This window comes from Halomonas sp. PGE1 (genome assembly GCF_013000985.1).
Classification (GTDB): Bacteria; Pseudomonadota; Gammaproteobacteria; order Pseudomonadales; family Halomonadaceae; genus Halomonas; species Halomonas alkalicola.
The window spans coordinates 2,673,483-2,696,236 of the sequence record NZ_CP053032.1 but is presented as its reverse complement, the minus strand read 5'-3'; the positions used below and the strand labels follow the sequence as shown (position 1 = coordinate 2,696,236).

Genomic DNA, 22,754 nt, shown 5'->3' with positions numbered 1-22,754 from the left:
TCATGGGCATGATCGACCTCTCCCGGGTGCTGCGTCCCTACCCGGTGCGGGCGCCGGCCAGCGGGATCTCCCGGCGCCGCAGCCTGTGGGAGCGGCTCCACCTGGACCCCTGGCTGCTGGGCATGCTGCTGGTGCTGATGGCGGCGGGCCTGGTGGTGCTCTACAGCGCCAGCGGCCAGCGCCTCGACGCGGTGATCGCCCAGGGCCTGCGCTTCGGGGTGGCCCTGGTGGTGATGTTCGCCATCGCCCAGCTCACCCCGGCCACCCTGCTGCGCTGGGCGCTGCCGGTCTATCTGCTGGGGGTGCTGCTGCTGGTGGCGGTGGAGCTCGTCGGTGACGTCGGCATGGGGGCCCAGCGCTGGCTGGTGATCCCCGGCGTCATCCGCTTCCAGCCTTCGGAGATGATGAAGCTGGCCGTGCCGCTGATGGTGGCCGCCTACCTAAGCCGCCAGGAGCTTCCCCCGCGGCTGCGCGACATCGCGGTGTGCGGCGTGCTGATCGCCGTGCCGGTCGTGCTGATCGCCAAGCAGCCCGACCTCGGCACCTCGCTGCTGGTGACCTCGGCGGCGGTCTTCGTGGTGCTGCTGGCCGGGCTCTCCTGGCGTTTCATCGCCGCCCTGGCGGTGATCGCCGCGGCGGCGCTGCCACTGCTGTGGATGAACCTGCACAACTACCAGCGCCAGCGGGTGCTGACCTTCCTCGATCCCAACAGCGATCCCCTGGGCTCGGGCTGGAACATCATCCAGTCGACCACCGCCATCGGCAGCGGGGGGGTGTTCGGCAAGGGTTGGCTGCAGGGCACCCAGTCCCAACTGGAGTTCCTGCCCGAGCGCCATACCGACTTCATCATCGCCGTGCTCGGCGAGGAGTTTGGGCTGGTCGGCGTCGTGGCGATCCTGCTGCTCTACCTGCTGATCATCAGCAGGGGGTTGTGGCTCGCCGCCGGCGCCCAGGATACTTTCGGCCGCCTGGTGGCGGGCAGTATCATCCTGACCTTCTTCATCTATGTCTTCGTCAACGTCGGCATGGTCAGCGGCATCCTGCCGGTGGTTGGCGTGCCGCTGCCGTTGGTCAGCTTCGGCGGCACCTCCAGCGTGACCTTGATGGCGGGTTTCGGTATTCTCATGGCCATTCACGCACACCGCCGCTTGCTTCCGCGCTAGTGCCGCTGCGGGTATCCGGCTGCCGAATCAGGGAGAGAGCTGCATGTTACGGATTCGAAACCATGGCGTGAGGGCGCTGGTCGCGATGGCCGCCCTAGGTATATCGATGAGCCTCCAGGCGGCGGACTTCGATCCGCGCAGCCACGCCGAGACACGTCAGCTGGTCGAGGAGCTCACCGCCAAGGGCATAGAGCGCGACTGGCTCGAGGCCGCCATGGCCTCCGCCGACTTCCAGCAGGGTGTGCTGGACGCCATGGCCGGTGCCGCCGAGCGCCGCCTGCGCTGGGATGAATACCGCGCAATCTTCCTGCAGCCCGAGCGCATCCATCGCGGCGTCACCTTCCTCGAGATGCATCGCGATGCCTTCGAGCGCGCCGAGGTCGAGTATGGTGTGCCCGCCGAGGTGATCGCCGCCATCATCGGCGTCGAGACCAGCTACGGCCGCTTCACCGGTCGCCACCGGGTGATCGACTCCCTGGCCACCCTGGCCTTCCACCACCCGACCCGGGGCGGCTTCTTCCGCGGCGAGCTGGCCGCCTTCCTCGAGATCACCCACGAGCAGGGCGTCGACCCCGGCGAGCTCACTGGCTCCTATGCCGGCGCCATGGGCTACCCGCAGTTCATCCCGACCAGCTACCGCGCCTATGCGGTGGACTTCGACGACGATGGCATCCGCGATCTCTGGACCAACCCGGTGGACGCCATCGGCAGCGTGGGCAACTACTTTGCCGAGCATGGCTGGCGGGCCGGCGAGGCGATCTATCACGATGCCGAGGGGCCCGCGACCCCACCGGAGACCATCGACTTCAACCGCGCGGCGCGCCCGCCGGCCGTGGCGGCGAGTGACATCGCCGAGGCCGGGATCACGGTGCCCGATGCCTTCGACGCCGACCGTCCGCTGCTGCCGGTCTCCCTGGAGGACGGCGAGGACAACTGGCGCTACGTGCTCGGCGACCACAACTTCTACGTGATCACCCGCTACAACCACAGCCATCTCTATGCCATGGCGGTCACCGAGCTGGCCGAGTCCATCGAGGCGGCGCGAGCGCTGGATGCCCACTGGCTGCAGGCGGTACAGGCCAACGGGGAGGGGCAGCCATGAGCGCGCGGCTGGGGTGGCTGGCGGCGGCCGCAGCGTCCGTGCTGCTGGCGGGCTGCGCCGGCAGCGGCGGCCAGGCCCCGTCGAGCTCCTCGGAGGTGCGCTCGGCGGCGCCGTCCGCCGCGCCGGCCAGCGGGGGGCGCTACGCCATGTCCGGGGACGCCTATCCGATGGATCCCCCCGACGTCAGCCAGATTCCCGATGCGGTGCCGCGGCTCGAGCCGCTGTCCCGGGGTGGCAACCGGCCGACCTACGAGGTGTGGGGCAAGACCTACCAGGTGCTGCCCGATGCCCGCGGCTACGCTCGCCAGGGCACGGCCTCCTGGTATGGCGAGAAGTTCCACGGCTACGCCACCTCCAACGGCGAAATCTACGACATGTACAAGATGACCGCCGCCCACCGTTCACTGCCGCTGCCGAGCTACGTGCGGGTCACCAGCCTGGACAACGGCCGCTCGGCGATCGTGCGGGTCAACGACCGCGGGCCCTTCCATAACGACCGCGAGATCGACCTCTCCTATGCCGCCGCCGCGCGGCTGGAGATCCTGGAGCGCGGCACCGGGCGCGTGAAGGTGGAGGCGATCGACGTGGAGCAGTGGCTCGCCGAGAATGGCGGGGGCGGCTCCCGCAGTATCACCGCTGCGGTCGCTCCGCCGGCGCGTCAGGCGGCGAGCCAGGTGGCCTCTGCCCCTGCGCCGCAGGCCGCTCCCGTGGCGCCGGCCGCCGCGTCCGCCAACGGTGCTGCCGCGTCCGGCAGCACTGCGGATGGCCGCCCCGCGGATGGCCGCCCCGCGGATGGCCGCCCCATCTACCTCCAGATCGCCGCCCTGGGCTCCGCCGAGAGCGCCCAGGCGCTGCAGGCCAGGCTCCAGGCCGAGCTCTCCCGCCCGGTGCGGGTGGACACCTCGACCGGCGTGCATCGGGTGCAGGTCGGTCCGCTGGCCAGCGCCGACCAGGTGGAGCCCGTGCGCGGCGAGCTGCGCCGCGCCGGGTTCGAGCAGAGCTTTATCGTCAACGGCGCCGAGTGATCGGCGCTGCGTCCTATTCCCCTGAGCGTTCCATGAGAGCTGTCCCCATGAGAGAGTTGTTCTTCCTTCGCCGCCTGAGGCTGATCCCGGCGCTGCTGGCCTGCCTGCTGATGGTATCGACGCTGGCCTCGGCCCAGAGCGTTCCGGTTCCCCAGCCCCAGCCGCAGACCATGATTCCCTCACCGCCCCAGCTGGCCGCCAAGTCATGGTTCCTGATGGATGCCGACAGCGGCCGGGTGCTGGTGGAGCACAACGCCGACGAGCGCCTGCCGCCGGCGAGCCTGACCAAGCTGATGACCGCCTACCTGGTGGAGCGCGAGCTGGACCGCGGCAACATCGCCATGGATGACATGGTGCGGGTCAGCGAGAACGCCTGGCGCACCGGGGGTTCCAAGATGTTCATCGAGGTCGACACCCAGGTGTCGATCCGCGACCTGCTCTACGGGATCATCATCGCCTCCGGCAACGATGCCAGCGTGGCGGTTGCCGAGCATCTGGCCGGGGGCGAGGCGCCCTTCGCCGACCTGATGAACCAGCACGCCACCCGCCTGGGGCTGCACAACACCAGCTTCGCCAACGCCACCGGGCTGCCACACCCCGAGCAGTACTCCTCGGCCCGGGACATGGCGCTGCTCTCCCAGTACATCATCAACGACTACCCCCAGCACTACGCGATGTACGCCGAGAAGTACTTCACCTACAACGATATCCGCCAGCCCAACCGCAACCGGCTGCTGTGGCGCGACCCCACGGTGGATGGCCTGAAGACCGGCTGGACCACCGAAGCGGGCTATGGCCTGGTGGCCTCCGCCAAGCGTGACGGCATGCGTCTGATCTCCGTGGTGATGGGCACCAGCTCCGAGGAGTCGCGCGCCCAGGAGACCCAGAAGCTTCTGAGCTACGGCTTCCGCTACTTCGAGACCCTCAAGCTGTACGACGCCGGCTCGGTGCTCAACACTCCGCGGGTGTGGGGCGGCGAGAGCAACCAGCTGCCGGTGGGTGTCGACCGCGACGTGATGATGACGGTGCCGCGGGCCCGCAACCAGGAGCTGAGCGCGCGCCTGGATATCCAGGGCGACCTGGCCGCTCCCATCGAGGCAGGCCAGCGCGTCGGCACCCTTGAGGTGCGCCTGGGTGAGGAGGTGGTCGGCGAGCAGCCCCTGGTGGCACTCGAGTCGGTGGAGGAGGGCGGCTTCGTCAAGAAGCTGCTCGACCAGGTCCGGCGCTTCTTCTCCAACCTGGTCGGCGGCTGGTTCGGCTAGGCCCTCGAGTGGTCTCTCTCCGGCGGGTTGCGTAAAATGACGCCATACACGTAACCCGCTGGACTTCCCATGAACGACAACTCCCTGCGCGATCTGCGCCAGCCGAGCCGCCCGGCCTCCGGCAAGCCGCCCACGATCACCTTTCCCTGCCGCTACAGCCTCAAGGTGGTGGGTGATGCCGCCGAAGACTTCGCCGCCATGGTCTGCCAGGTGGTGAGCCGCCACGACCCGGAGTTCGATGCGACCCGCCTGGAAGTGGTGGATAGCCGCAACGGCCGCTTCCAATCGGTGCGCCTGACCATCCGCGCCACCGGTGAGCCCCAGCTGCAGGCGCTGTTCGTGGAGCTCAAGGCCACCGGCCGCGTGCACATGGTGGTGTGATGGCCACCCCTTCCTCCGAGTTGGCCTCGGCGCCTCAGGCGCTGCCGCCCATCGAGCTGCACCGCCTGGGGCGCCGCCCCTACCTGCCGGTGTGGCAGGCGATGCGGGAGCTCACCGACACCCGCGACGCCGACACCCCGGATCAGTTCTGGCTGGTGGAGCACGAGCCGGTCTTCACCCAGGGGCAGGCGGGCAAGCCCGAGCACCTGCTGATGCCCGGGGATATCCCGGTGGTGCAGACCGATCGCGGCGGCCAGGTGACCTACCATGGCCCCGGCCAGGTGGTGCTCTATCCGCTGATCGACGTGCGTCGCTCGCGCCTTGGCGTGCGTGACCTGGTGAGCGGGCTCGAGAACGCCGTGATCGCGCTGCTGGCGGAGTACGGCATCGCGGCCCGGGCGCGCCCCGATGCGCCGGGCGTCTACGTGACGACGGGCATGGGCGAGGCCAAGATTGCCTCGCTGGGGCTGCGCATCCGGCGCGGCGGCAGCTTCCACGGGGTGGCGCTCAACGTCGACGGCGACCTCTCCCCCTTCCAGCGCATCAACCCCTGCGGCTATGCCGGCATGGCGATGACGCGCCTGGTGGATCTGGTCGCCGAAGGTTCCGGTGTGGCGACGCCCGGCGTGGCGACGCCCGGCGTGGAGGAGATAGGCGAGCGCCTGGCCCGGTGCCTGGCGCTCGAGCTGGGCAGGGAGCTGGTCAGCCGACGTTGATGGCGTCGATGCGGTCGGGGTCGGGCGCCTGGCCCGGCACCGGGGCCGGCGCGGAGAGGCCCAGGTTGTTCTTCTCGAAGACCCGGTCGGCGCGGTAGCTGGAGCGCACCAGCGGCCCTGCCGCCACCTCCATGAAGCCCTTCTCCAGGCCGATCTGGCGATAGCGCTCGAACTCCTCGGGGGAGACCCAGCGCTCCACCGCCAGGTGGTTGCGGGTGGGGCGCAGGTACTGGCCCAGCGTGACGATATCCACGCCGATCTCGCGCAGGTCGTCGAAGGTGGCCAGGATCTCCTCGTCGGTCTCGCCCAGGCCCAGCATCAGGCTGGTCTTGGTCAGCACCGCGGGGTTGTGGCGCTTGGCGTGGGCCAGCACGTCCAGGGTCTTGCGATAGCCGGCGCGGGGGTCACGCACCTTGTGGGTCAGGCGCTCGACGGTCTCGACGTTCTGGGCGAACACCTCGAGGCCGGAGTCGACCACCTGCTCGATGGCCGCGTGGACGCCGTCGAAGTCCGGGGTCAGCGCCTCCACCACCACCTCGGGGGTGTTGGCCTTGATGGCGCGGATGCACGCCGCGTAGTGGGCGGCGCCGCCGTCGTCGAGGTCGTCGCGGTCCACCGAGGTGAGCACCACGTAGCGCAGCCCCATCAGCTCCACCGACTTGGCGGTGTTGGCCGGCTCCTCGGCGTCCAGCCAGCCCCCGGGGTTGCCGGTATCCACGGCGCAGAAGCGGCAGGCGCGGGTGCAGACCGAGCCCATCAGCATGATGGTGGCGGTGCCGTTGCTCCAGCACTCGCCCATGTTGGGGCAGTGGGACTCGGCGCACACGGTGCTCAGGCGGTGCTCGCTGACGTTGCGCTTGACGGCCTCGAAGCGCTCGCCGCCGGGAATCTGGGCGCGCAGCCACTTGGGCTTGCGCCCCGGGTCGGCGGCCTGCTCTTCCGGCTCTCGGCGCTGCTTGATGCCGTCCTTGATGGCGGCAAAGCCGTGCTGGGTGCGGAACTTCTCGCCGCTGGGGACGTGTTTCGAGGTCTTGTCGCTCATTCGGGTGTGAGCCCCTTCGCTCGGCGGCCGCCCGGCGTGCGGGCGATGGCGGCATCGGCTGCCGGCAGGCCGCGTCGGGCGTGCTGATGGTTACTGGGTGTCGGGCCCACAATCTACCATAGTCGCAGGAGCCAGGCATCGTTCGGGCGCGTCGTCCCGCCTGGCCTTGACCTGGCTCAGGGGTAAATCAGGGGGTGGATCAGGAGCTCAGCGGCAGGCAGACCACGTCGTGATTGGGCAGCGGGCGGGGCGGCGCCTGGAAGTGGGCATGGAACTCCGCCAGGTGCTCGCGCACGAAACGCAGGAACAGCTCGGTGACTGGGGTGGGAAAGCGCTCCCGGGGGTAGACGGTGCACCAGGAGTGGCGCAGCGGAAAGTCGGGCAGGCTGAGCTCCTCGAGCAGGCCGGCCGCAAGCTCCAGGCGCACCGCCAGGCGCGGCAGCACGGCGACCCCCAGCTGCGCCATCACCCCCTGCTTGACGGCCTCGTTGGTGCCGAGTTCGATGCGGTGGGCCAGGCTCACGTCCTGGGCGGCTGCCAGCTCCTCGAAGGCGCTGCGCACGCCGGAGCCGGGCTCGCGCATCAGCACGTAGTGGCGGGCGAAGTCCTCGAGGGTGGGCGAGCTGGCCTGGAGCAGCGGGTGGCCGGGCCAGACCAGCGGGATCATCTCGTTGTCGAGGATCGGCATGATCACCAGGTCGCTGTCGTCGGGCACCCTGGCCATGATCACCAGGTCGTCGCGCCGCTCGGCCAGGCGCTCCAGGGCCTGGCTGCGGTTGCACACCTTGAGGCGAACCTGGACGTTGGGGTAGTGGGCACGAAAGCGCGCCAGCAGATGGGGCACCACGTACTGGGCGGTGGAGACCGCCGCCAGGTTGAGCTCGCCGCGGATGGTGCCGGACATGTCCGAGAGCGCCATCTGCAGCCGCGAGACCTGGCCGAAGATGGCCCGCACCGAGGCCGCCAGGGCATCGGCCGCCGGCAGCACATGGAGAGTCTTGCCGGCATACTTGAACAGCGGCTGGCCGAGCGCCTGCTCCAGCTGGCGGATCTGGGCGCTGACCGCGGGCTGCGTCAGCCCCAGCTGCTCCGCCGCTCGGGAGTAGGAGTGCTGATCGTGAACCGCCTGGAATACCTGCAGTTGGCGGAAGGTCAACTTGTTGAGCAGCTTGGGAGTGGTCATGATCGCCTGCCGAATGGACGCCGTCGGCCTCTTGTCGGTCCGTGATCCATGCTAGCACCGCCGCCCCCGCCGGGGCCACCGCCAAGGAGGCAAGTGCCACGTGAACAGCTTCACGCTTTCCGGTTCCGCGGGGAGCCCGCCCCGCCTCGCCCTGGCCGCCGTCGGACTCGCCGGCCTGCGGGTGCGCCAGGCCGCCGCCGAGCTGGGCCTGGCCTGCCTGGGGGCCGTCACCCCCGACGAGCCCGCCGAGGCGCTGGTGGCGCGCGCCCTGAGTGCCGGCTGCACGGCGCTGCACCCCGGCGAGGCCGACACCGGCCGTCAGCTGGCGCTGGCCAGGGCCTGTCGGGCCGCCGGTCTTCCTTTTGTGGGGCCTCGCCTCGCCCTGATCGAGGCGATGCAGGATGGCGCGGCGGTGCGGACCCTGCTGCGCGAGGCGGGGGTCCCCCTGGCGGAGGAGGGCGTGCCGGGGCGGCGGGTCGAGCTGGCGGTGCTCTGCGACCGTCTCGGCCGGGTCCGCTGGCTGGCGGTGCGGGAAGCGCTGGGGCCGGGCCTGGTGCGTGCCCCGGTGGCCTGGCTGACGCCGGAGCAGCGCACCTATCTTGGCCAGCTCGCCCTCCAGGGGCTCGCCGCCCTGGAGCTGCGGGGGCTCGTGACCCTGGGCTTTGCGCTGCAGGAAAACCGGCTGGGCTTCTGCGACATGCGCCCCGGGCTCTGTGGCCGGGAGGCGCTGGACGAGGCCCTGACCGGACTGGACCCGGTGGTGGTTCAGCTGCGCCTGGCGGCCGGCGACCGGCTGCGGGACCGCCAGGCGGCCCTGGCCCCCCGCGGCCATGCCCTGCAGTGGCGCCTGGTTCCCGCAGCGGCCACCGGGATCAGCGGCGGGCCCGGCCTGCGCCTGGACCGCGCCCCCGAGACCGGGGGCGAGGGGCGTCTCACGGCCTGGGGGCGCACGCCCGAGGAGGCGCGGCACCGCGGGCGGCGGGGCCTGGAGGAGCTGCTGGGGGTGGAGGAGGCCGCCGCGCTGATGCGCCCGCTGGGCGTCGACTAGGCGTGCCCGTCACGGAGTTTTCGCTCGCCGGGGCGTCGATATTGCGTTATATTGCACTGCAACAAACGGCGTGGAATCTCCACGCTCTGTTTCTCCTCCCTCTGACCGAATTGCCAGGAGCTCGCGATGAATCTTCCGATGCCGACTCCCCCGGCCCCCGTGGTAACGCTGCTCGACCCCTTCGGGTTCGGGCGCGCCGCGGGCCGCTACTGGCTGGATGCCTTCGAGCGCAGCGTGCTCTTCATGGACGTGATGCGCCAGCGTGGCAACCAGTACCTCGAACATATCGAGCAGACCCGCCCCAGCGTACTGGGCTTCGAGGCCGAGGTGCTGATGGACGGCCGCGAGCTGTCGCGTCCGGTCAACTACGAGCTGCTGCGGATCCTGCCCCCCAAGGGCTATCCCACCGACCCGCAGATGCGCCCCTTCGTGGTGGTCGACCCCCGCGCCGGTCACGGCCCGGGCATCGGCGGCTTCAAGCCCGACAGCGAGATCGGCGTGGCGCTGCGTGCCGGCCACCCCTGCTACTTCATCGGCTTTCTGCCCTACCCGGAGCCCGGCCAGACCGTGGAGGACGTGGTGGAGGCGGAGGTCGCCTTCCTGCGCCTGGTCAACCAGCGCCACAGCGAGCGCGGTGCCGAGAAGCCCATGGTGGTCGGCAACTGCCAGGCCGGCTGGCAGATCATGATGGCGGCGTCGCTGGAGCCCGACCTGTTCGGACCGATCCTGATCGCCGGCTCGCCGCTCTCCTACTGGGCCGGTACCCGCGGCAACGCGCCGATGCGCTATACCGGTGGCATGACCGGCGGCAGCTGGATGACCTCGCTGCTCAGCGACCTGGGCGACGGCCAGTTCGATGGCGCCTGGCTGGTGCAGAACTTCGAGAACCTCAATCCGGCCAACACCTACTGGACCAAGCAGTATCGGCTCTATGCCAACATCGACACCGAGGCCGAGCGCTACCTGGAGTTCGAGCGCTGGTGGGGCGGCCACGTGGTGCTCGGCGGCAACGAGATCCAGTACATCGTCGACAACCTCTTCGTGGGGAACCGGCTCTCCACCGCCCAGATGGTCACCTCCGACGGACGCCGCATCGACCTGCGCAACGTGCGCTCGCCGGTGGTGGTGTTCTGCTCCTGGGGCGACGACATCACGCCGCCCCCCCAGGCGCTGGGCTGGGTGCGCGACCTCTACGCGGGAGTCGATGACATCGAGGCCAGCGAGCAGACCATCGTCTACTGCGTCCATGACAGCACCGGCCACCTGGGAATCTTCGTCTCCGGCAGTGTCTCCCGCAAGGAGCACACCGAGTTCACGGCCAACATGGACTACATCGACGTGCTGCCGCCGGGCCTCTACGAGACCACCGTCTCCGAGGCCGCCCAGCGCGACGATGCCGAGCTGATCGAGCGGGACTACCTGCTGGAGTTCACCTCGCGCAGCGTCGAGGAGCTAGACCGGGTGGTGCAGCACTCCACCGAGGACGATACCCGCTTCGCCACCGTGGCGCGGATCTCGGAGATCAACCTGGGGCTCTACCGGCTCTTCGTGCAGCCCTGGGTGCGCGCCCTGGCCACGCCCGAATCGGCCCGCTGGATGCGCCGCATGCACCCCAACCGGCTGGGCTACCGCCTCTTCTCCGATCGCAACCCGCTGATGAACGCGTTGCCGGTGCTGGCCGACAAGATTCGTGCCAAGCGCCATCCGGTGGACGAGGAGAACCTCTTCCGGGTGCTGGAGTCGATCGTCTCCAGCCAGATCACCGGCAGCCTCAATGCCTGGCGTGACCTGCGCGACGGGGCCACCGAGCGCCTGTTCCTGGATGTCTATGGCCAGCCGCTGCTGCAGTCGCTGGTGGGCCTGGGCGGTGACGCCCACGTGCATCGCCGCCGCCCGGGGTCGGAGCCGGAACACCGCCGCTTCATCGCGCGCCGCCAGGCAGAGCTCACCGAGCGTGTCGTGGAAGGTGGCAGCCACGAGGCGGTGATCCGTGCGCTGATCTACGTGCTGGGGGGCGCCCCCTCCACCGACGAGCGCAACTTCAAGCGCCTGCGTGCCTCCCACGCCGAGCTGGAGCCCCAGCTCACCGTGGCGGACTTCAAGCAGCTGATGCGCGAGCAGTTCTTCATCCTCAAGCTCGATCGTGAAAGGGCCGTCGAGGCGCTGCCTGAGCTGCTCAAGGGGCAGACGGCGGAGCAGATCGCCGACCACCTGGAGCATATCGAGCACGTGCTGGCGGCCAGCGGTGAGCTCTCCGAGCGCTCCAGCGAGCGCCTGGCCCGGATCAGGGGGCTCTTCGAGCAGGCCATCGACCAGGCACCCATCCTCGAGGCCGAGGCGCGTGCCGAGGCCCAGGCGTGGGTCGGCAGCCAGGCCGAGGCCCAGCGCCTGGCCCTGAGCGACCTCGAGGGCCTGATGGAGTCCCAGCCGGCGGCGAAGGCCAAGGCCGAAGCGCCTGCCGCCAAGGCCGAGGCGCCAGCTGCCAAGGCCGAGGCGCCCGCCGCCAAGGCCGAAGCGCCTGCCGCCAAGGCCGAAGCGCCTGCCGCCAAGGCCGAGGTGCCTGCCGCCAAGGCCGAGGAGCCCGATGCCAAGCCGGCCGCCTCGCGTCGCCGGACCCCGGCACCCCGTCGCAAGCCGGGTGGCAACAAGCGCTGAGCCAGGCCAGGCACGACCCCAGCAGCGCCCCTGCCACCCCGGTGGCGGGGGCGCTGTCATTGACGCAGGCTTGCCCTCGCCCGAGGGTGCGGTCTAGGGTCAAAAGGCGCCAACCGCGGGCGCCCACTGGCGCGATGCCAGGCGCTGGGTTAGGGTAGGCGCATTTTTCGCCCGCCGAATCAGGGCGGTATGGCATTGTCAGGCGAGGACTCGACGTCCACGCCATGCACTTTCAGTGGAGCACTATGGGAAAGTCACTGGTCATCGTCGAGTCGCCGGCCAAGGCCAAGACGATCAACAAGTATCTCGGCAGCGACTTCATCGTGAAGTCGAGTGTGGGTCACATCCGTGATCTGCCGACCAGCGGCTCGGGCAAGGCGGCCTCGGATCCCAAGGAGCGCGCGCGGCAGGCCGCGGCGACCCGCAAGATGTCGCCGGAGGAGAAGGCCGAGTACCGGAAGCGCAAGTCCCAGGAGCAGCTGATCCGGCGCATGGGCATCGACCCCGAGCACGGCTGGGAGGCCCACTACGAGATCCTCCCGGGCAAGGAGAAGGTGGTCGCCGAGCTCCAGAAGCTGGCCCAGAAGGCCGACACCGTCTATCTCGCCACCGATCTCGACCGCGAGGGGGAGGCCATCGCCTGGCACCTTCGCGAGACCATCGGCGGCGATGACGCGCGCTACAAGCGCGTGGTCTTCAACGAGATCACCAAGAACGCCATCCAGGAGGCGTTCAAGGACCCCGGCACCCTGAACATCCCGAGGGTCGAGGCCCAGCAGGCGCGGCGTTTCCTGGACCGCGTGGTCGGCTTCATGCTCTCGCCGCTGCTGTGGGCCAAGATCGCCCGCGGCCTCTCGGCCGGGCGGGTGCAGTCGGTGGCCATGCGCCTGATCGTCGAGCGCGAGCGCGAGATCCGCGCCTTCGTGCCCGAGGAGTTCTGGGACGTCCATGCCGATCTGGTGCCGCAGGTCGAGGGGGGGCGACGGCGAGCCGGTGCGCTTCGAGCTGGTGCGCCAGGACGGCAAGGCCTTCCGGCCCACCTCCGAGGCCGAGACCCTGGAGCGCATCGCCGCGCTCAGGAAGGCGTCACTCGCCATTACCTCGCGGGAAGACAAGCCCACGCGGTCGAAGCCCAACGCGCCCTTCATCACCTCGACCCTGCAGCAGGCCGCCAGCGGCCGGCTGGGCTTCTCGGTGAAGAAGACCATGACCCTGGCCCAGCGCCTCTACGAGGCGGGCTATATCACCTACATGCGTACCGACTCCACCAACCTGTCGAAGGATGCGGTGGATAGCGTGCGTGAGTTCATCGGCGGCGAGTATGGCGAGCGCTACCTGCCGGAGGCGCCCAACCGCTACTCCAGCAAGGAGGGCGCCCAGGAGGCCCACGAGGCGATCCGTCCCTCCGACGTGGGCCGTCGCGCCACCGACCTTGCCGGCATGGAGCGCGACGCCGAGCGGCTCTACGAGCTGATCTGGCGCCAGTTCGTGGCCTGCCAGATGACTCCGGCCGAGTACCTCTCCAGCACCCTCACCGTGGAGGTCGACGGCTACGAGCTCAAGGCCAAGGGGCGCGTGCTCAAGTTCGACGGCTACACCCGCGTGATGAAGCCGGCCGGCAAGAACGAGGACCAGTCGCTGCCGGATCTCGCCGAGGGTACCCCCATGACCCTGGCCTGCCTGGACCCGCTGCAGCACTTCACCAAGCCGCCGGCCCGCTACACCGAGGCGAGCCTGGTCAAGGAGCTGGAGAAGCGCGGCATCGGCCGGCCCTCTACTTATGCCTCGATCATCTCCACCATCCAGGACCGCGGCTACGTCAAGCTGGAGAATCGGCGCTTCTATGCCGAGAAGCTCGGCGATATCGTCACCGAGCGCCTCAAGGAGTCCTTCCCCGACCTGATGGACTACTCCTTTACGGCGCGCATGGAGGATGGCCTCGACGAGGTGGCCGAGGGCGAGCGCAACTGGCGCGCGCTGCTCGATGCCTTCTACGCCGAGTTCCGGAAGGAGCTTTCGGAGGCCGAGAGCGAGGAGGGGATGCGCCCCAACCAGCCGGTGCCCACCGACATCGACTGCCCCAGCTGCGGGCGCAAGATGCAGATCCGTACCGCCTCCACCGGGGTCTTCCTGGGCTGCTCCGGCTACAACCTGCCGCCCAAGGAGCGCTGCAAGACCACCATCGACCTGCTGCCCGGGGAGGAGGCGGTGGCCGCCGACGCCGACGAGGAGGCCGAGACCGATGCCCTGCGGGCCAAGCACCGCTGCGGGAAGTGCGGCACCGCCATGGACAGCTACCTGATCGACGAGACTCGCAAGCTGCACATCTGCGGCAACAGCCCGGACTGCGACGGCTACGAGATCGAGCAGGGCAGGTTCCGCATCAAGGGCTATGACGGCCCGACCATCGAGTGCGACAAGTGCGGCAGCGAGATGCAGCTCAAGAGCGGCCGCTTCGGCAAGTACTTCGGCTGCACCAACAGCGAGTGCAAGAACACCCGCAAGCTGCTGCGCAGCGGCGAGGTGGCGCCGCCCAAGATGGATCCCATCGACATGCCGGAGCTGGCCTGCCAGAAGGTCGATGACCACTACGTGCTGCGCGACGGGGCCAGCGGCCTGTTCCTGGCGGCGAGCAAGTTCCCCAAGAACCGCGAGACGCGCCCGCCCCTGGTCCGCGAGCTCAAGGCCCACGCCGAGGAGCTCCCCGAGAAGTATCGCTACCTGCTCGACGCCCCCAGCGAGGATCCGGATGGCCGCCCGGCGCAGATCCGCTTCTCGCGCAAGGCCAAGGAGCAGTTCGTGATGACCGACGAGGAGGGCAAGGCCACCGGCTGGAAGGCCACCTTCGACGGCAGCCGCTGGCAGGTGGAGGACAAGCGCAAGTGACCCCGCGAGCCCGTACCAACCAGCTTCTCTACCAGGCCGAGCTGTTGCTCGACACCCAGGCCGGCGACGACGAGCACGCCGAGGCGCGACGCATGGCGGGGGAGGAGGGCGCCCTGGCGCTTGCCGAGCTGGCCCTCGAGTCGCTGCTGCGCGAGGTCACCGAGCATGCACGGTTGCCCCGCCACGACTGGCGCGAACTGCTCGGCCCCGAGGGGGCCGGCATCGCCGAGCTGCACCGGCTGCGCGAGCTGGCCGCCCAGCCGGGCAGCTGGCTCGCCTGGCTGATCGGCAGGCTCGAGGCGCTGCACGCAAGCGAAGGCGCCGCCCGCCGCCGCACTGGTGCCGCCGCCGGCCTGATCGCCGTGGGCAGCGCCGCCGCCCTGGGCGACGAGCTCCACGGCTGCCTGCAGGCCGCCAAGGCCGAGATCGCCGCCCTGCGCGAAACCAGCCAGGAGTGGTAGACCTCCCCCGATAGTAAGCCAGCAAGGCGAGGAGAGGCCTGTCGACGGATCAGCTCCGAGCCCTTAGGCCGGTGCGGCGCCTGGTAACTTTCAAACAGTCGTTTATACTCGGTGCCATCGCCCACCTACCGGCCAAGCCCCCATGAACGCCATCGCAAGGACGCGTCTGTTCATTCTCCGGTACCTCGCCGCACCGCTGCTGGCCCTGCCGCTGGCGGTGGCCTCCGCAGCGGCGGCCGACCTGACCCTCGACCCCCGGCTGCTGCCCGGCGGCGAGGGCGACCTGCCCGCGCTGCGCCAGGAGCTCGAACGCCTCTCCGCCGGGCGGCGCACGCCCGAACTGGCCGCGGCGGCGCCCGGCACCGGCGTTCGCCTGCCGGGGCTGGACGCCCTGGAATCCCCCGAGTTTCTCACCACCACTGACCTCCTGGCCCTCGAGCCCCTGACCAGCGCCTCCCGGGTGCTGCTGCTCGGCCCTGCCGAGGCGCTGGAGGCTGCCGGCGAGGCCCTGGCCGGCCAGGCTCGCCTCCGGGGCATCGCGCTGGTGCCCCTGGCCGTGGCTCCCTCACGCTATCCCTCCGCGGCCGACCTGCAGGGCGCCGATGGCGCCCTGGTGCTGGCGCTGCCCGGCCTCGACGGAGACGCCCAGCACCGGCTCTTCGACCGGCTGGCCGAGGCAGGGGTGCCGAGCGTGGCGCTGACCGATGCCCGTCAGGTCGAGCGCGGTGCGCTGCTCTCCTCCCCCGGCGCCCTGGATCCTGACGCCTGGCGCCGCCGGCTGGCGCTGCGCCTGGATGACGTCGCCGCCGGCCGTCCCCCCGAACCCCTGGACGCCCGTCCCGGCCTGGGCCGCTCCTGGCTCAACCTCGAGACCGCCGCCCGGCTCGACTGGTCGCCGAGCTTTGCGCTGCTCGGCGAGGCGCGCCTGGTGGGCGAGGCCGCCGCCCCGGAGGCAGCGCCCCTGGCACTTTCCCAGGCGGTGGCTCTGGCACTTTCCGCGAGCCCGGCCCTGGCCGCTGCCCGTCAGGGCGTCGAGGTGGAGGCCTTCGACCGTGACCTGGCCGCTTCCCGCTACCGTCCCAGCCTCTACCTGGAGGCCACCGGGCGGATGATCGACGAGACCCGCGCCCGAGCCGCCCTGGGCCAGGAGCCGGAGCGCCTGGTCAGCGGCGGAGCGGTGCTGGAGCAGCTGCTCTTCTCCGAACCGGCCCTGGCCGCCATCGCCGTCGCCGGCAGCCTCGACCGCGCCCGGCGCGCCGAGCTCGAGGTGGAGAGCCTCGACCTGGCGCTGGCGGTATCACGGGAGTTTCTCGACCTGCTGCGCCTCGACGCCAGCCGCGAGGTGCTCGAGGCCGACCTGGAGCTGGCCCGTGCCCAGCGTGACCAGGCGGTGCGCGGCGAGACCGCCGGCGCCGTAGGGCGCGGCGAGGTGGCCCGCTTCGAGGCGGAGCTCACCCAGGCCCGGGAGCGCCTGGAACAGGCGGTGGCGGACCGCGAGCGGCTGGCGATCGCCCTCAATCGCCGGCTGGGTCGGGCCCCGGCCGCCCCACTCGCGCCGGTCGAACCGGAGCTGGATGGCCCCGAATGGCTGGGCGGTGATGACCAGTTCCTGGCGGTCCTCGATTCCCCGGCGAGCCTCGCCGACTGGCAGGGGCGGCTGGTGACCGCGGCGCTGCGCGACTCTGCCGAGCTCGAGGCGATCGGCGAGCTGCGCCAGGCGGCACACCGGGAGCTGACTTCGCGCCGCCGGGCCTTCTGGCTGCCCGAGGTGGGCCTCGAGGCGCGCTATACCAGCGAACTCTCCCGGGCCGGTGAGGGCGAGCGGGCCCCCTGGGAGTCGTCGAACCCGGTCGTTCAGGCCGGCGTCGGGGCCCTCGAGGGGGCGGGCGTGGGGCTGCCCGATACCGGTCGCGACCAGTGGAGCGTCGGGGTCTCGGCGCGGCTGCCGCTCTATGCCGGGGGGCGGCGCAGCATCGAGCGTGACCGCAGTGCGGCGCGCCTGGAGCAGGTGGCCCTCGAGGACGCCGAGGCGCGCCTGGGACTCGAGGCCCGGCTGCGCGCGGCCAGCGTCGAGCTCGCCGCCGCCTGGCGGCGCATCGTCCTGCGCGACGAGGCACGCGAGCACGCCGAGGAGGCCCTGGCCCTGGCCGAGGAGGCCTGGCGCGAAGGGGCGCTCTCCCAGGTGGCGCTGCTCGATGCCCGTACCAGCGCACGCCAGGCGGGCCTCGCCGCCGCCGAGGGGCGCTGGCAGGCGCTGCAGGCGCTGGTGCACCTGCAGCGCGCCCTGGGGATCACCCCGGGCCCCATGGCGGCTGAGGCCCGAGAGCGGCTGCTGGCGGACGCCGGCGGCGCGCTGGGGGAAGGGCACACGACAGGAGAGGGACGATGAGCATGCGGGGAATCCTGCTGGCGGGACTGGTACTGCTGGCCGGCTGCGCCGAGGAGCCGGTGGAGGAGGCGCCGCTGCGCCCGGTGCGCACCCTGGTCCTCGAGGCCGATGGGGCGACCGGCGAGCGCGAGCTGCCGGCGCGCCTGGAGGCGGCCGCCAACCGCCGGATGAGCTTCCGGGTGGCGGGCCAGCTCGAGGCCCTGGAGGTGGCGGTGGGGGAGCGGGTGACGGCCGGCCAGCCCCTGGCCCGGCTCGAGGCCGACGACCTGCGCCTGCAGCGTGACCGCGCCCGTTCGGCCCTGGCCGGTGCCGAGGCGGCGGCGGCCAACGCCGAAGCCGAATGGCAGCGCGCCCGGCGCCTCTATGAGGCGGGCAGCGCCCCGGCCCGGGACCTCGACGCCGCCCGGGCCCAGCGCGACGCCGCCCGGGCCCAGCGTGACGGCGCCCGGGACGCCCTGGCCCTGGCCGAGCGACAGCTCGGCTTCACGCGCCTCGCGGCGCCCGACGCCTGCCGGGTGGCGAGCCGCCTGGCGGAGGCCGGCGAGAACGTCGGTGCCGGCCAGCCGGTGCTGGTGCTCGCCTGCGGCGACGACCTGGAGGTGCGCGCGGCCCTCTCGGAGGACCTGCTCGGCGAGCTGGTCATCGGGGCGCCGCTGCGGGTGCGCCTGCCGCTCGCCGACCTCACCCTGGCCGGGGAGGTGGCCGAGATCGGCCTGCCGGTGGACCCGCGCCAGGCCACCTGGCCGGTGCGGGTGGCGCTACCGGGCCTGACGGAGGAGCAGCGCGCGAGGCTCCAGCCCGGCATGGCGGCGGAGCTGACGCTGCCCCTGGGCGGCCCCGGCAGCGGCATCTGGGTGCCCATGGTGGCGGTGCAGCAGGACATCGACGGCCACTTTGTCTACGTGGCCGAGCCAGGGGGTGACAGGGAAGAGGAGAACGGAAGCCGCGATGCCAGCGATGCCACCGGGGACCGCGAGGCGACGGTGGTGCGCCTTACCGTGACCCTGGGCGGTCGCCACGGCGAGCGCCTCGAGGTGCTGGCGGGGCTCGAGCCGGGCCAGCACCTGATCGTGGCGGGGATGAGCCGGCTCCACGACGGCATGCGGGTGCGCCTGCTCGATGAGCGTGGCGCCGCGGAGGCCTCGCCGTGACCCTGACCGAGGCGGCGCTGCGCTACAACCGGGTGACCATCGCCGGGCTCCTGGTGGTGCTGCTGGGGGCGGTGATCAGCTATCTCTCCATCTCCCGGGCAGAGGATCCGGCGGTGACGGTGCGAGTGGCTCAGGTGGTCACCTATCTGCCCGGGGCCACCCCGGAACGGGTCGAGCAGCTGGTCACCGACCCGCTGGAGACCGCCATCATGGAGATGCCGGAGCTCGACTTCGTCGAGAGCACCTCACGGGCCGGGGTCTCCATCATCCGGGTGGAGCTGCGTCCCGACGTGAGGGACGTCCAGGCCGGCTGGGACAAGCTGCGCCGCAAGGTGGGCGACGCCCGGGGCAGGCTGCCCGACGAGGCCCACGCGCCCATCATCAACGACGAGTTCGGCGACGTCTTCGGCATCATGCTCTCGCTCACCGGCGAGGGGTACGAGCAGGCGGAGCTCAAGGAGGTCGCCGACGACGTCCGCGACCGGCTGCTGATGCTCGATGACGTGGCCAAGGTGAACATCCACGGCTACGCCGAGGAGCGCATCTTCCTGGAGTACAGCGAGGCGCGCCTGGCCGAGCTCGGCGTCTCCCCCCAGGGGCTCGCCCAGCTCTTGGCCGCGCGCAACATCGTGCTGCCCGGCGGGGCGATCCGCAGCGGCGACGAGCGGCTGATCCTTGAACCCACCGGCAACTTCACGCATATCGACGACATCCGCCGGGCGCTGCTGCCGCTGCCCGACGGCACCCTGGTGCCCCTGGGCTCGCTGATGGAGGTGCGCCACGGTTACGCCGATCCGCCCATGAGCCGCTATCACGCAGGCGGCGTGCAGGGGCTGGCGATTGCCATCGCCATGCGCGAGGGGGGCAATATCCTCGACCTGGGCGAGCAGGTCCAGGGCGCCATCGAGCGCCTCGAGCGCGACCTGCCGGTGGGCCTCGAGTTCGAGGTGCTGGCCAACCAGCCCGACCGGGTCGAGGAGCGCATCAACGAGTTCCTGATCAACCTGCTGCAGGCGGTGGCGCTGGTCTGCGTGGTGATGCTGCTCTTCCTGGGGCTGCGCACCGGGCTGATCGTGGCGAGCCTGGTGCCCTCGGCGATACTCGCCTGCCTCGCCTTCATGGGGCTATTCGACATCGGCCTCGACCAGGTCTCGCTGGGAGCGCTGATCATCGCGCTGGGCATGCTGGTGGATAACGCCATCGTCATGGTGGAGTCGATCCAGGTCTCCACCCGGGAGGGCAAGAGCGTGCGCCAGGCGGCGCTGGACTCCGCCCGCCAGCTGCGTTTTCCGCTGCTCACCGCCTCGCTGACCACGGCGGCGGCCTTCCTGCCACAGTTCCTGGCGGTCTCGGACGTGGGGGAGTACACCCGCTCGCTGTTCCAGGTAGTCACCATCACGCTGCTCTCCTCCTGGCTGCTGTCGCTCACCATGATCCCGCTGCTCTGCGTGGCCTTTATCAAGGTCAGGCCGAAGGACGGTGACGCCTCGCCCCGGGGGCAGACGGGGGGAGAGGCGCGCGACGAGGAGAGCGATCCGGCGGGCCGGGCGCGACCGCCGCTCTCGGCGCGCATCGCCGAGCGGGTCTATGCCGGCTACCGTCGGCTGCTGCTGGCCCTGCTGCACCACCGCGCCCTGACCCTGGCCGCGGTGGCCGGCCTGCTGGGGCTGGCCTGGCTCGGCTTCGGGCCGCTGCCCAAGATATTCTTTCCCCAGGCGGAGCGCACCATCGTCACCGCCGAGCTGCGCCTGCCCTTCTCGGCGCCGATCGAGCGCACCCGGGCGGTGGTGGAGGAGATCGAGGCCTTCCTGGCCGAGGAACTCGCCGCCGAGCGCGACGAGGCGGGCGAGTGGATACGTGACGGGGTGGAGCGCTGGGGCAGCTTCATCGGCTTCGGCGGCGAGCGCTACATCATCAATCACGCCCCGGAGCCGCCGAGCCCCGAGTACGCCTTCCTGCTGCTGCAGACCAACCGCTGGCAGGCGGTGGACGGGGTGATCGAGCGGCTCGATGGCTGGCTCGCGCAGCGCTTCCCCGACCTGCAGGCCACCGTGGCCGCCACCAGCTTCGGTCCGCCGGTGACGGTGCCGCTTTCGGTGCGGATCTCCGGCGACGACGAGGCGACCCTCAGGCGTATCGCCGAGGAGGTGCGCCAGCGGGTGGCCGAGGCGTCGGGTACGCGCAACGTGCGCGATGACTGGGGCGAGTGGATCAAGCGGCTGCGCGTCGAGGTCGATCCCGCCCGGGCGCTGCGCGCCGGCGTCACCGAGCGCGACGTGGCGCTGAGCCTGCAGACGGCGCTCTCCGGGATGACGGTGGGCACTTTCCGCGACGGCGACACCCTGGTGCCGATCCAGCTGCGCAACGAGCGCGGCGAAGCGCGCACCCCGGACGACCTGGAGGGCGTTACCGTGCTGCCCGTCGGCGGCGGGGTAGGGGTGCCCCTGGCCCAGGTGGCAGTGGTCGAGCTCGACTGGGGACCGGCGCGCATCCTGCGCCGGGACCGTTTCCGCACCATCTCGGTGGAGGCGGAGCTGGCCCCCGGGGTCACCGCCGCCGGGGTGGCGGCCGAGCTGCGCCCCTGGCTCGAGGAGCGCCAGGCCGAGTGGCCGAGCGGGGTCTTCTACGAGTTCGGCGGCGAGGTGGAGTCGTCGCGCATCGCCACCGACTCCATCGCCGAGAAGCTGCCGATCGGCGCCATGGCGATCCTGCTGCTGCTGGTGGTGCAGTTCAACTCCCTGCGCCGGCCGCTGATCATCCTGGCCACCATCCCGATGTCGCTGATCGGGGTGATCTTCGGCCTGACCATCACCGGCTCCCACTTCGGGATCATGACCTTCCTTGGGGTGGTGTCGCTGGCCGGCATCGTCATCAACAACGCCATCGTGCTGATCGATCGCATCGATCTCGAGCGCGGCAAGCTCTCGCCCCAGGAGGCGATCCTCGAGGCGGGGCGGCGGCGACTGCGCCCGGTGCTGATGTCGACCCTGACCACCAGCGGCGGCCTGCTGCCGCTGTGGCTGGGTGGGGGCCTGCTCTGGGCGCCCATGGCGATCACCATCATCTTCGGCCTGCTGGCCGCGGCGCTGATCACGCTCTGCGTGGTGCCGGTGCTCTATTCGCTGCTGATGCGGGTGCCCTTCGAGCGCCGTCGCGACGGCGAGGCGTCGACTGTGTCAGGCTGAGGGTCTCTTTCCCGATCGAGGCCAGCCCCATGGAGCGTGTCGCCCTCTTCGTCGATGTGCAGAACGTCTACTACACCACCCGCGAGGCCTTCGGGCGGCACTTCGACTACCACGCCTTCTGGGCACGCTTCGCAGCGGGCCAGGAGGTGGTGGTGGCCAACGCCTATGCGGTGGAGCGCGGCGATCCCCGCCAGCGCCAGTTCCAGGCCATCCTGCGCACCATCGGCTTCGACGTGAAGCTCAAGCCCTTCATCCAGCGCAGCGACGGCTCCGCCAAGGGCGACTGGGACGTGGGCATCGCCCTGGACGCCATGGAGGCGGGGCCGCGTGTCGACCACCTGGTGCTGGTCTCCGGGGACGGCGACTTCGACCTCCTGGTGGACCGGCTGCGCCAGCGGTTCGGCATTCGGGTGACCGTCGTCGGGGTGGCGCGCCTCACCGCCGATTCCCTGGTGCGCGCCGCCAGCGGCTTCGTGCCCGTGGACGCCACGCTGCTGCGCTAGCTCTGCCATCGGCGCCCTTCATCGCCTTACGTTGATACACGTCAAGCACGCCGCCCCGCCCTTGGCTAGGATGAAGACAGGAGCAGGCCGGCACAGCGGCCGCGACGACAACAACGAGGAGGATGCGCCATGCGATTTCATCAGGTGAAGGAGCTGGTCGACTGGGCCGCCGGCTACCATCGGCGCCTGGCCGAGCAGTACACCGCCCTGGCCGGGGGCGGCGATGTGGGCGAGCGGGTGCGCATGGCGCTGGAGTACCTGGCCGAGCGCGAGCGCAAGCAGGAGAACGACCTCACCGGTTACCTGGACGATGGCAGCGACCACAGCAAGGTGCTGGCGGCCTGGTTCGATGATCCCGCCGACTTCCCCCACCCGCCGGTGCTCGAGCGCCTGCCGGAAGGTATCGACTGCGACAGCGTGCAGACCGTGCTGGCCACGGCGCTGACCGCCCACCGTACTCTCCAGGATCTCTATGCCCACCGCGCCGAGCTGGCCGGCGGCAGCGACGAGAAGGCCTTCTTCGAGGCCCTGGCGGCCGGCCACGAGGCCGAGGTGCGGCGCATCGCCCGGGATATCCAGCGGCTCGAGGACTACTGAGGAGG

At 70.9% G+C, this 22,754-nt stretch carries 16 protein-coding genes and 1 pseudogene; 15 read left to right on the top strand and 2 right to left on the bottom strand.

The window, feature by feature from the left end; all coding sequences use genetic code 11:
• Positions 1–2: 2 nt before the first annotated feature.
• The 6 genes from rodA (at position 3) to lipB (ending at position 5,649) form a co-directional block, all read left to right on the top strand.
• A complete protein-coding gene (gene rodA, locus HIR79_RS12700) occupies positions 3–1,163 on the top strand; it encodes a rod shape-determining protein RodA (protein ID WP_169958646.1) in 1,161 nt (386 codons plus the stop codon).
• Positions 1,164–1,269: 106 nt separating this feature from the next.
• Positions 1,270–2,265, top strand: coding sequence for a lytic murein transglycosylase B (gene mltB, locus HIR79_RS12695; RefSeq protein WP_249322147.1), 996 nt, complete (start codon positions 1,270–1,272; stop codon positions 2,263–2,265).
• Positions 2,262–3,290, top strand: coding sequence for a septal ring lytic transglycosylase RlpA family protein (locus HIR79_RS12690; protein ID WP_169958644.1), 1,029 nt, complete (start codon positions 2,262–2,264; stop codon positions 3,288–3,290). The genes mltB and HIR79_RS12690 overlap by 4 nt, the downstream gene beginning before the upstream one ends.
• Positions 3,291–3,337: 47 nt before the next feature.
• Positions 3,338–4,552: a D-alanyl-D-alanine carboxypeptidase family protein gene (locus tag HIR79_RS12685; protein WP_169958643.1), complete on the top strand. Its 1,215-nt coding sequence runs from the start codon at positions 3,338–3,340 to the stop codon at positions 4,550–4,552.
• A 69-nt stretch (positions 4,553–4,621) separates the two neighbouring features.
• Positions 4,622–4,933 carry an HP0495 family protein gene (locus HIR79_RS12680; protein WP_110069729.1) on the top strand — a complete coding sequence of 104 codons (312 nt, stop codon included), beginning with the start codon at positions 4,622–4,624 and terminating at the stop codon, positions 4,931–4,933.
• Positions 4,933–5,649, top strand: a complete 717-nt coding sequence (gene lipB, locus HIR79_RS12675) for a lipoyl(octanoyl) transferase LipB (RefSeq protein WP_169958642.1) — start codon at positions 4,933–4,935, stop codon at positions 5,647–5,649. Before HIR79_RS12680 ends, lipB begins: the two co-directional genes overlap by 1 nt.
• Here lipB and lipA read toward each other — a convergent pair.
• Positions 5,636–6,691 carry a lipoyl synthase gene (gene lipA / locus HIR79_RS12670; RefSeq protein ID WP_110069731.1) on the bottom strand — a complete coding sequence of 352 codons (1,056 nt, stop codon included), beginning with the start codon at positions 6,689–6,691 and terminating at the stop codon, positions 5,636–5,638. The genes lipB and lipA overlap by 14 nt on opposite strands.
• A 199-nt stretch (positions 6,692–6,890) precedes the next feature.
• Positions 6,891–7,874 (bottom strand): LysR family transcriptional regulator, encoded by a 984-nt coding sequence (locus HIR79_RS12665; RefSeq protein ID WP_119020421.1) that lies wholly within the window; start codon positions 7,872–7,874, stop codon positions 6,891–6,893.
• Between the two features lie 100 nt (positions 7,875–7,974).
• On the opposite strand from HIR79_RS12665, the gene HIR79_RS12660 reads away from it, so the two are divergent.
• From HIR79_RS12660 to HIR79_RS12620, 9 genes and pseudogenes are all read left to right on the top strand, one after another.
• Positions 7,975–8,922: an ATP-binding protein gene (locus HIR79_RS12660; RefSeq protein WP_169958641.1), complete on the top strand. Its 948-nt coding sequence runs from the start codon at positions 7,975–7,977 to the stop codon at positions 8,920–8,922.
• Between the two features lie 126 nt (positions 8,923–9,048).
• The gene (locus tag HIR79_RS12655; RefSeq protein WP_169958640.1) at positions 9,049–11,577 is read left to right on the top strand and encodes a DUF3141 domain-containing protein; all 2,529 of its coding nucleotides are present in this window, start codon (positions 9,049–9,051) and stop codon (positions 11,575–11,577) included.
• A 245-nt stretch (positions 11,578–11,822) separates the two neighbouring features.
• A pseudogene (topA, locus tag HIR79_RS12650) lies at positions 11,823–14,463 on the top strand (type I DNA topoisomerase).
• A complete protein-coding gene (locus HIR79_RS12645; protein ID WP_169958639.1) occupies positions 14,460–14,924 on the top strand; it encodes a DUF6586 family protein in 465 nt (154 codons plus the stop codon). Before topA ends, HIR79_RS12645 begins: the two are co-directional and overlap by 4 nt.
• Positions 14,925–15,066: 142 nt before the next feature.
• A complete protein-coding gene (locus HIR79_RS12640; protein ID WP_169958638.1) occupies positions 15,067–17,313 on the top strand; it encodes a TolC family protein in 2,247 nt (748 codons plus the stop codon).
• Entirely contained in the window at positions 17,310–18,464 is a 1,155-nt protein-coding gene (locus HIR79_RS12635) for an efflux RND transporter periplasmic adaptor subunit (RefSeq protein ID WP_169958637.1), read from the top strand. The genes HIR79_RS12640 and HIR79_RS12635 overlap by 4 nt, the downstream gene beginning before the upstream one ends.
• Positions 18,461–21,649, top strand: a complete 3,189-nt coding sequence (locus HIR79_RS12630) for an efflux RND transporter permease subunit (RefSeq protein WP_169958636.1) — start codon at positions 18,461–18,463, stop codon at positions 21,647–21,649. Before HIR79_RS12635 ends, HIR79_RS12630 begins: the two co-directional genes overlap by 4 nt.
• A 29-nt stretch (positions 21,650–21,678) precedes the next feature.
• The gene (locus HIR79_RS12625) at positions 21,679–22,152 is read left to right on the top strand and encodes an NYN domain-containing protein (RefSeq protein WP_169958635.1); all 474 of its coding nucleotides are present in this window, start codon (positions 21,679–21,681) and stop codon (positions 22,150–22,152) included.
• 129 nt (positions 22,153–22,281) lie between these two features.
• Positions 22,282–22,749 (top strand): 2-hydroxyacyl-CoA dehydratase, encoded by a 468-nt coding sequence (locus HIR79_RS12620; protein ID WP_169958634.1) that lies wholly within the window; start codon positions 22,282–22,284, stop codon positions 22,747–22,749.
• Positions 22,750–22,754 lie beyond the last annotated feature (5 nt).

Excerpts from the sequence above, each read along its gene's own strand:
- rodA (WP_169958646.1), top strand. The coding sequence starts at position 3 with ATGGGCATGATCGACCTCTCCCGGGTGCTGCGTCCCTACCCGGTGCGG.
- mltB (WP_249322147.1), top strand. The coding sequence starts at position 1,270 with ATGAGCCTCCAGGCGGCGGACTTCGATCCGCGCAGCCACGCCGAGACA.
- HIR79_RS12690 (WP_169958644.1), top strand. The coding sequence starts at position 2,262 with ATGAGCGCGCGGCTGGGGTGGCTGGCGGCGGCCGCAGCGTCCGTGCTG.
- HIR79_RS12685 (WP_169958643.1), top strand. The coding sequence starts at position 3,338 with ATGAGAGAGTTGTTCTTCCTTCGCCGCCTGAGGCTGATCCCGGCGCTG.
- HIR79_RS12680 (WP_110069729.1), top strand. The coding sequence starts at position 4,622 with ATGAACGACAACTCCCTGCGCGATCTGCGCCAGCCGAGCCGCCCGGCC.
- lipB (WP_169958642.1), top strand. The coding sequence starts at position 4,933 with ATGGCCACCCCTTCCTCCGAGTTGGCCTCGGCGCCTCAGGCGCTGCCG.
- lipA (WP_110069731.1), bottom strand. The coding sequence starts at position 6,691 with ATGAGCGACAAGACCTCGAAACACGTCCCCAGCGGCGAGAAGTTCCGC.
- HIR79_RS12665 (WP_119020421.1), bottom strand. The coding sequence starts at position 7,874 with ATGACCACTCCCAAGCTGCTCAACAAGTTGACCTTCCGCCAACTGCAG.
- HIR79_RS12655 (WP_169958640.1), top strand. The coding sequence starts at position 9,049 with ATGAATCTTCCGATGCCGACTCCCCCGGCCCCCGTGGTAACGCTGCTC.
- HIR79_RS12640 (WP_169958638.1), top strand. The coding sequence starts at position 15,067 with ATGAACGCCATCGCAAGGACGCGTCTGTTCATTCTCCGGTACCTCGCC.
- HIR79_RS12635 (WP_169958637.1), top strand. The coding sequence starts at position 17,310 with ATGAGCATGCGGGGAATCCTGCTGGCGGGACTGGTACTGCTGGCCGGC.
- HIR79_RS12625 (WP_169958635.1), top strand. The coding sequence starts at position 21,679 with ATGGAGCGTGTCGCCCTCTTCGTCGATGTGCAGAACGTCTACTACACC.
- HIR79_RS12620 (WP_169958634.1), top strand. The coding sequence starts at position 22,282 with ATGCGATTTCATCAGGTGAAGGAGCTGGTCGACTGGGCCGCCGGCTAC.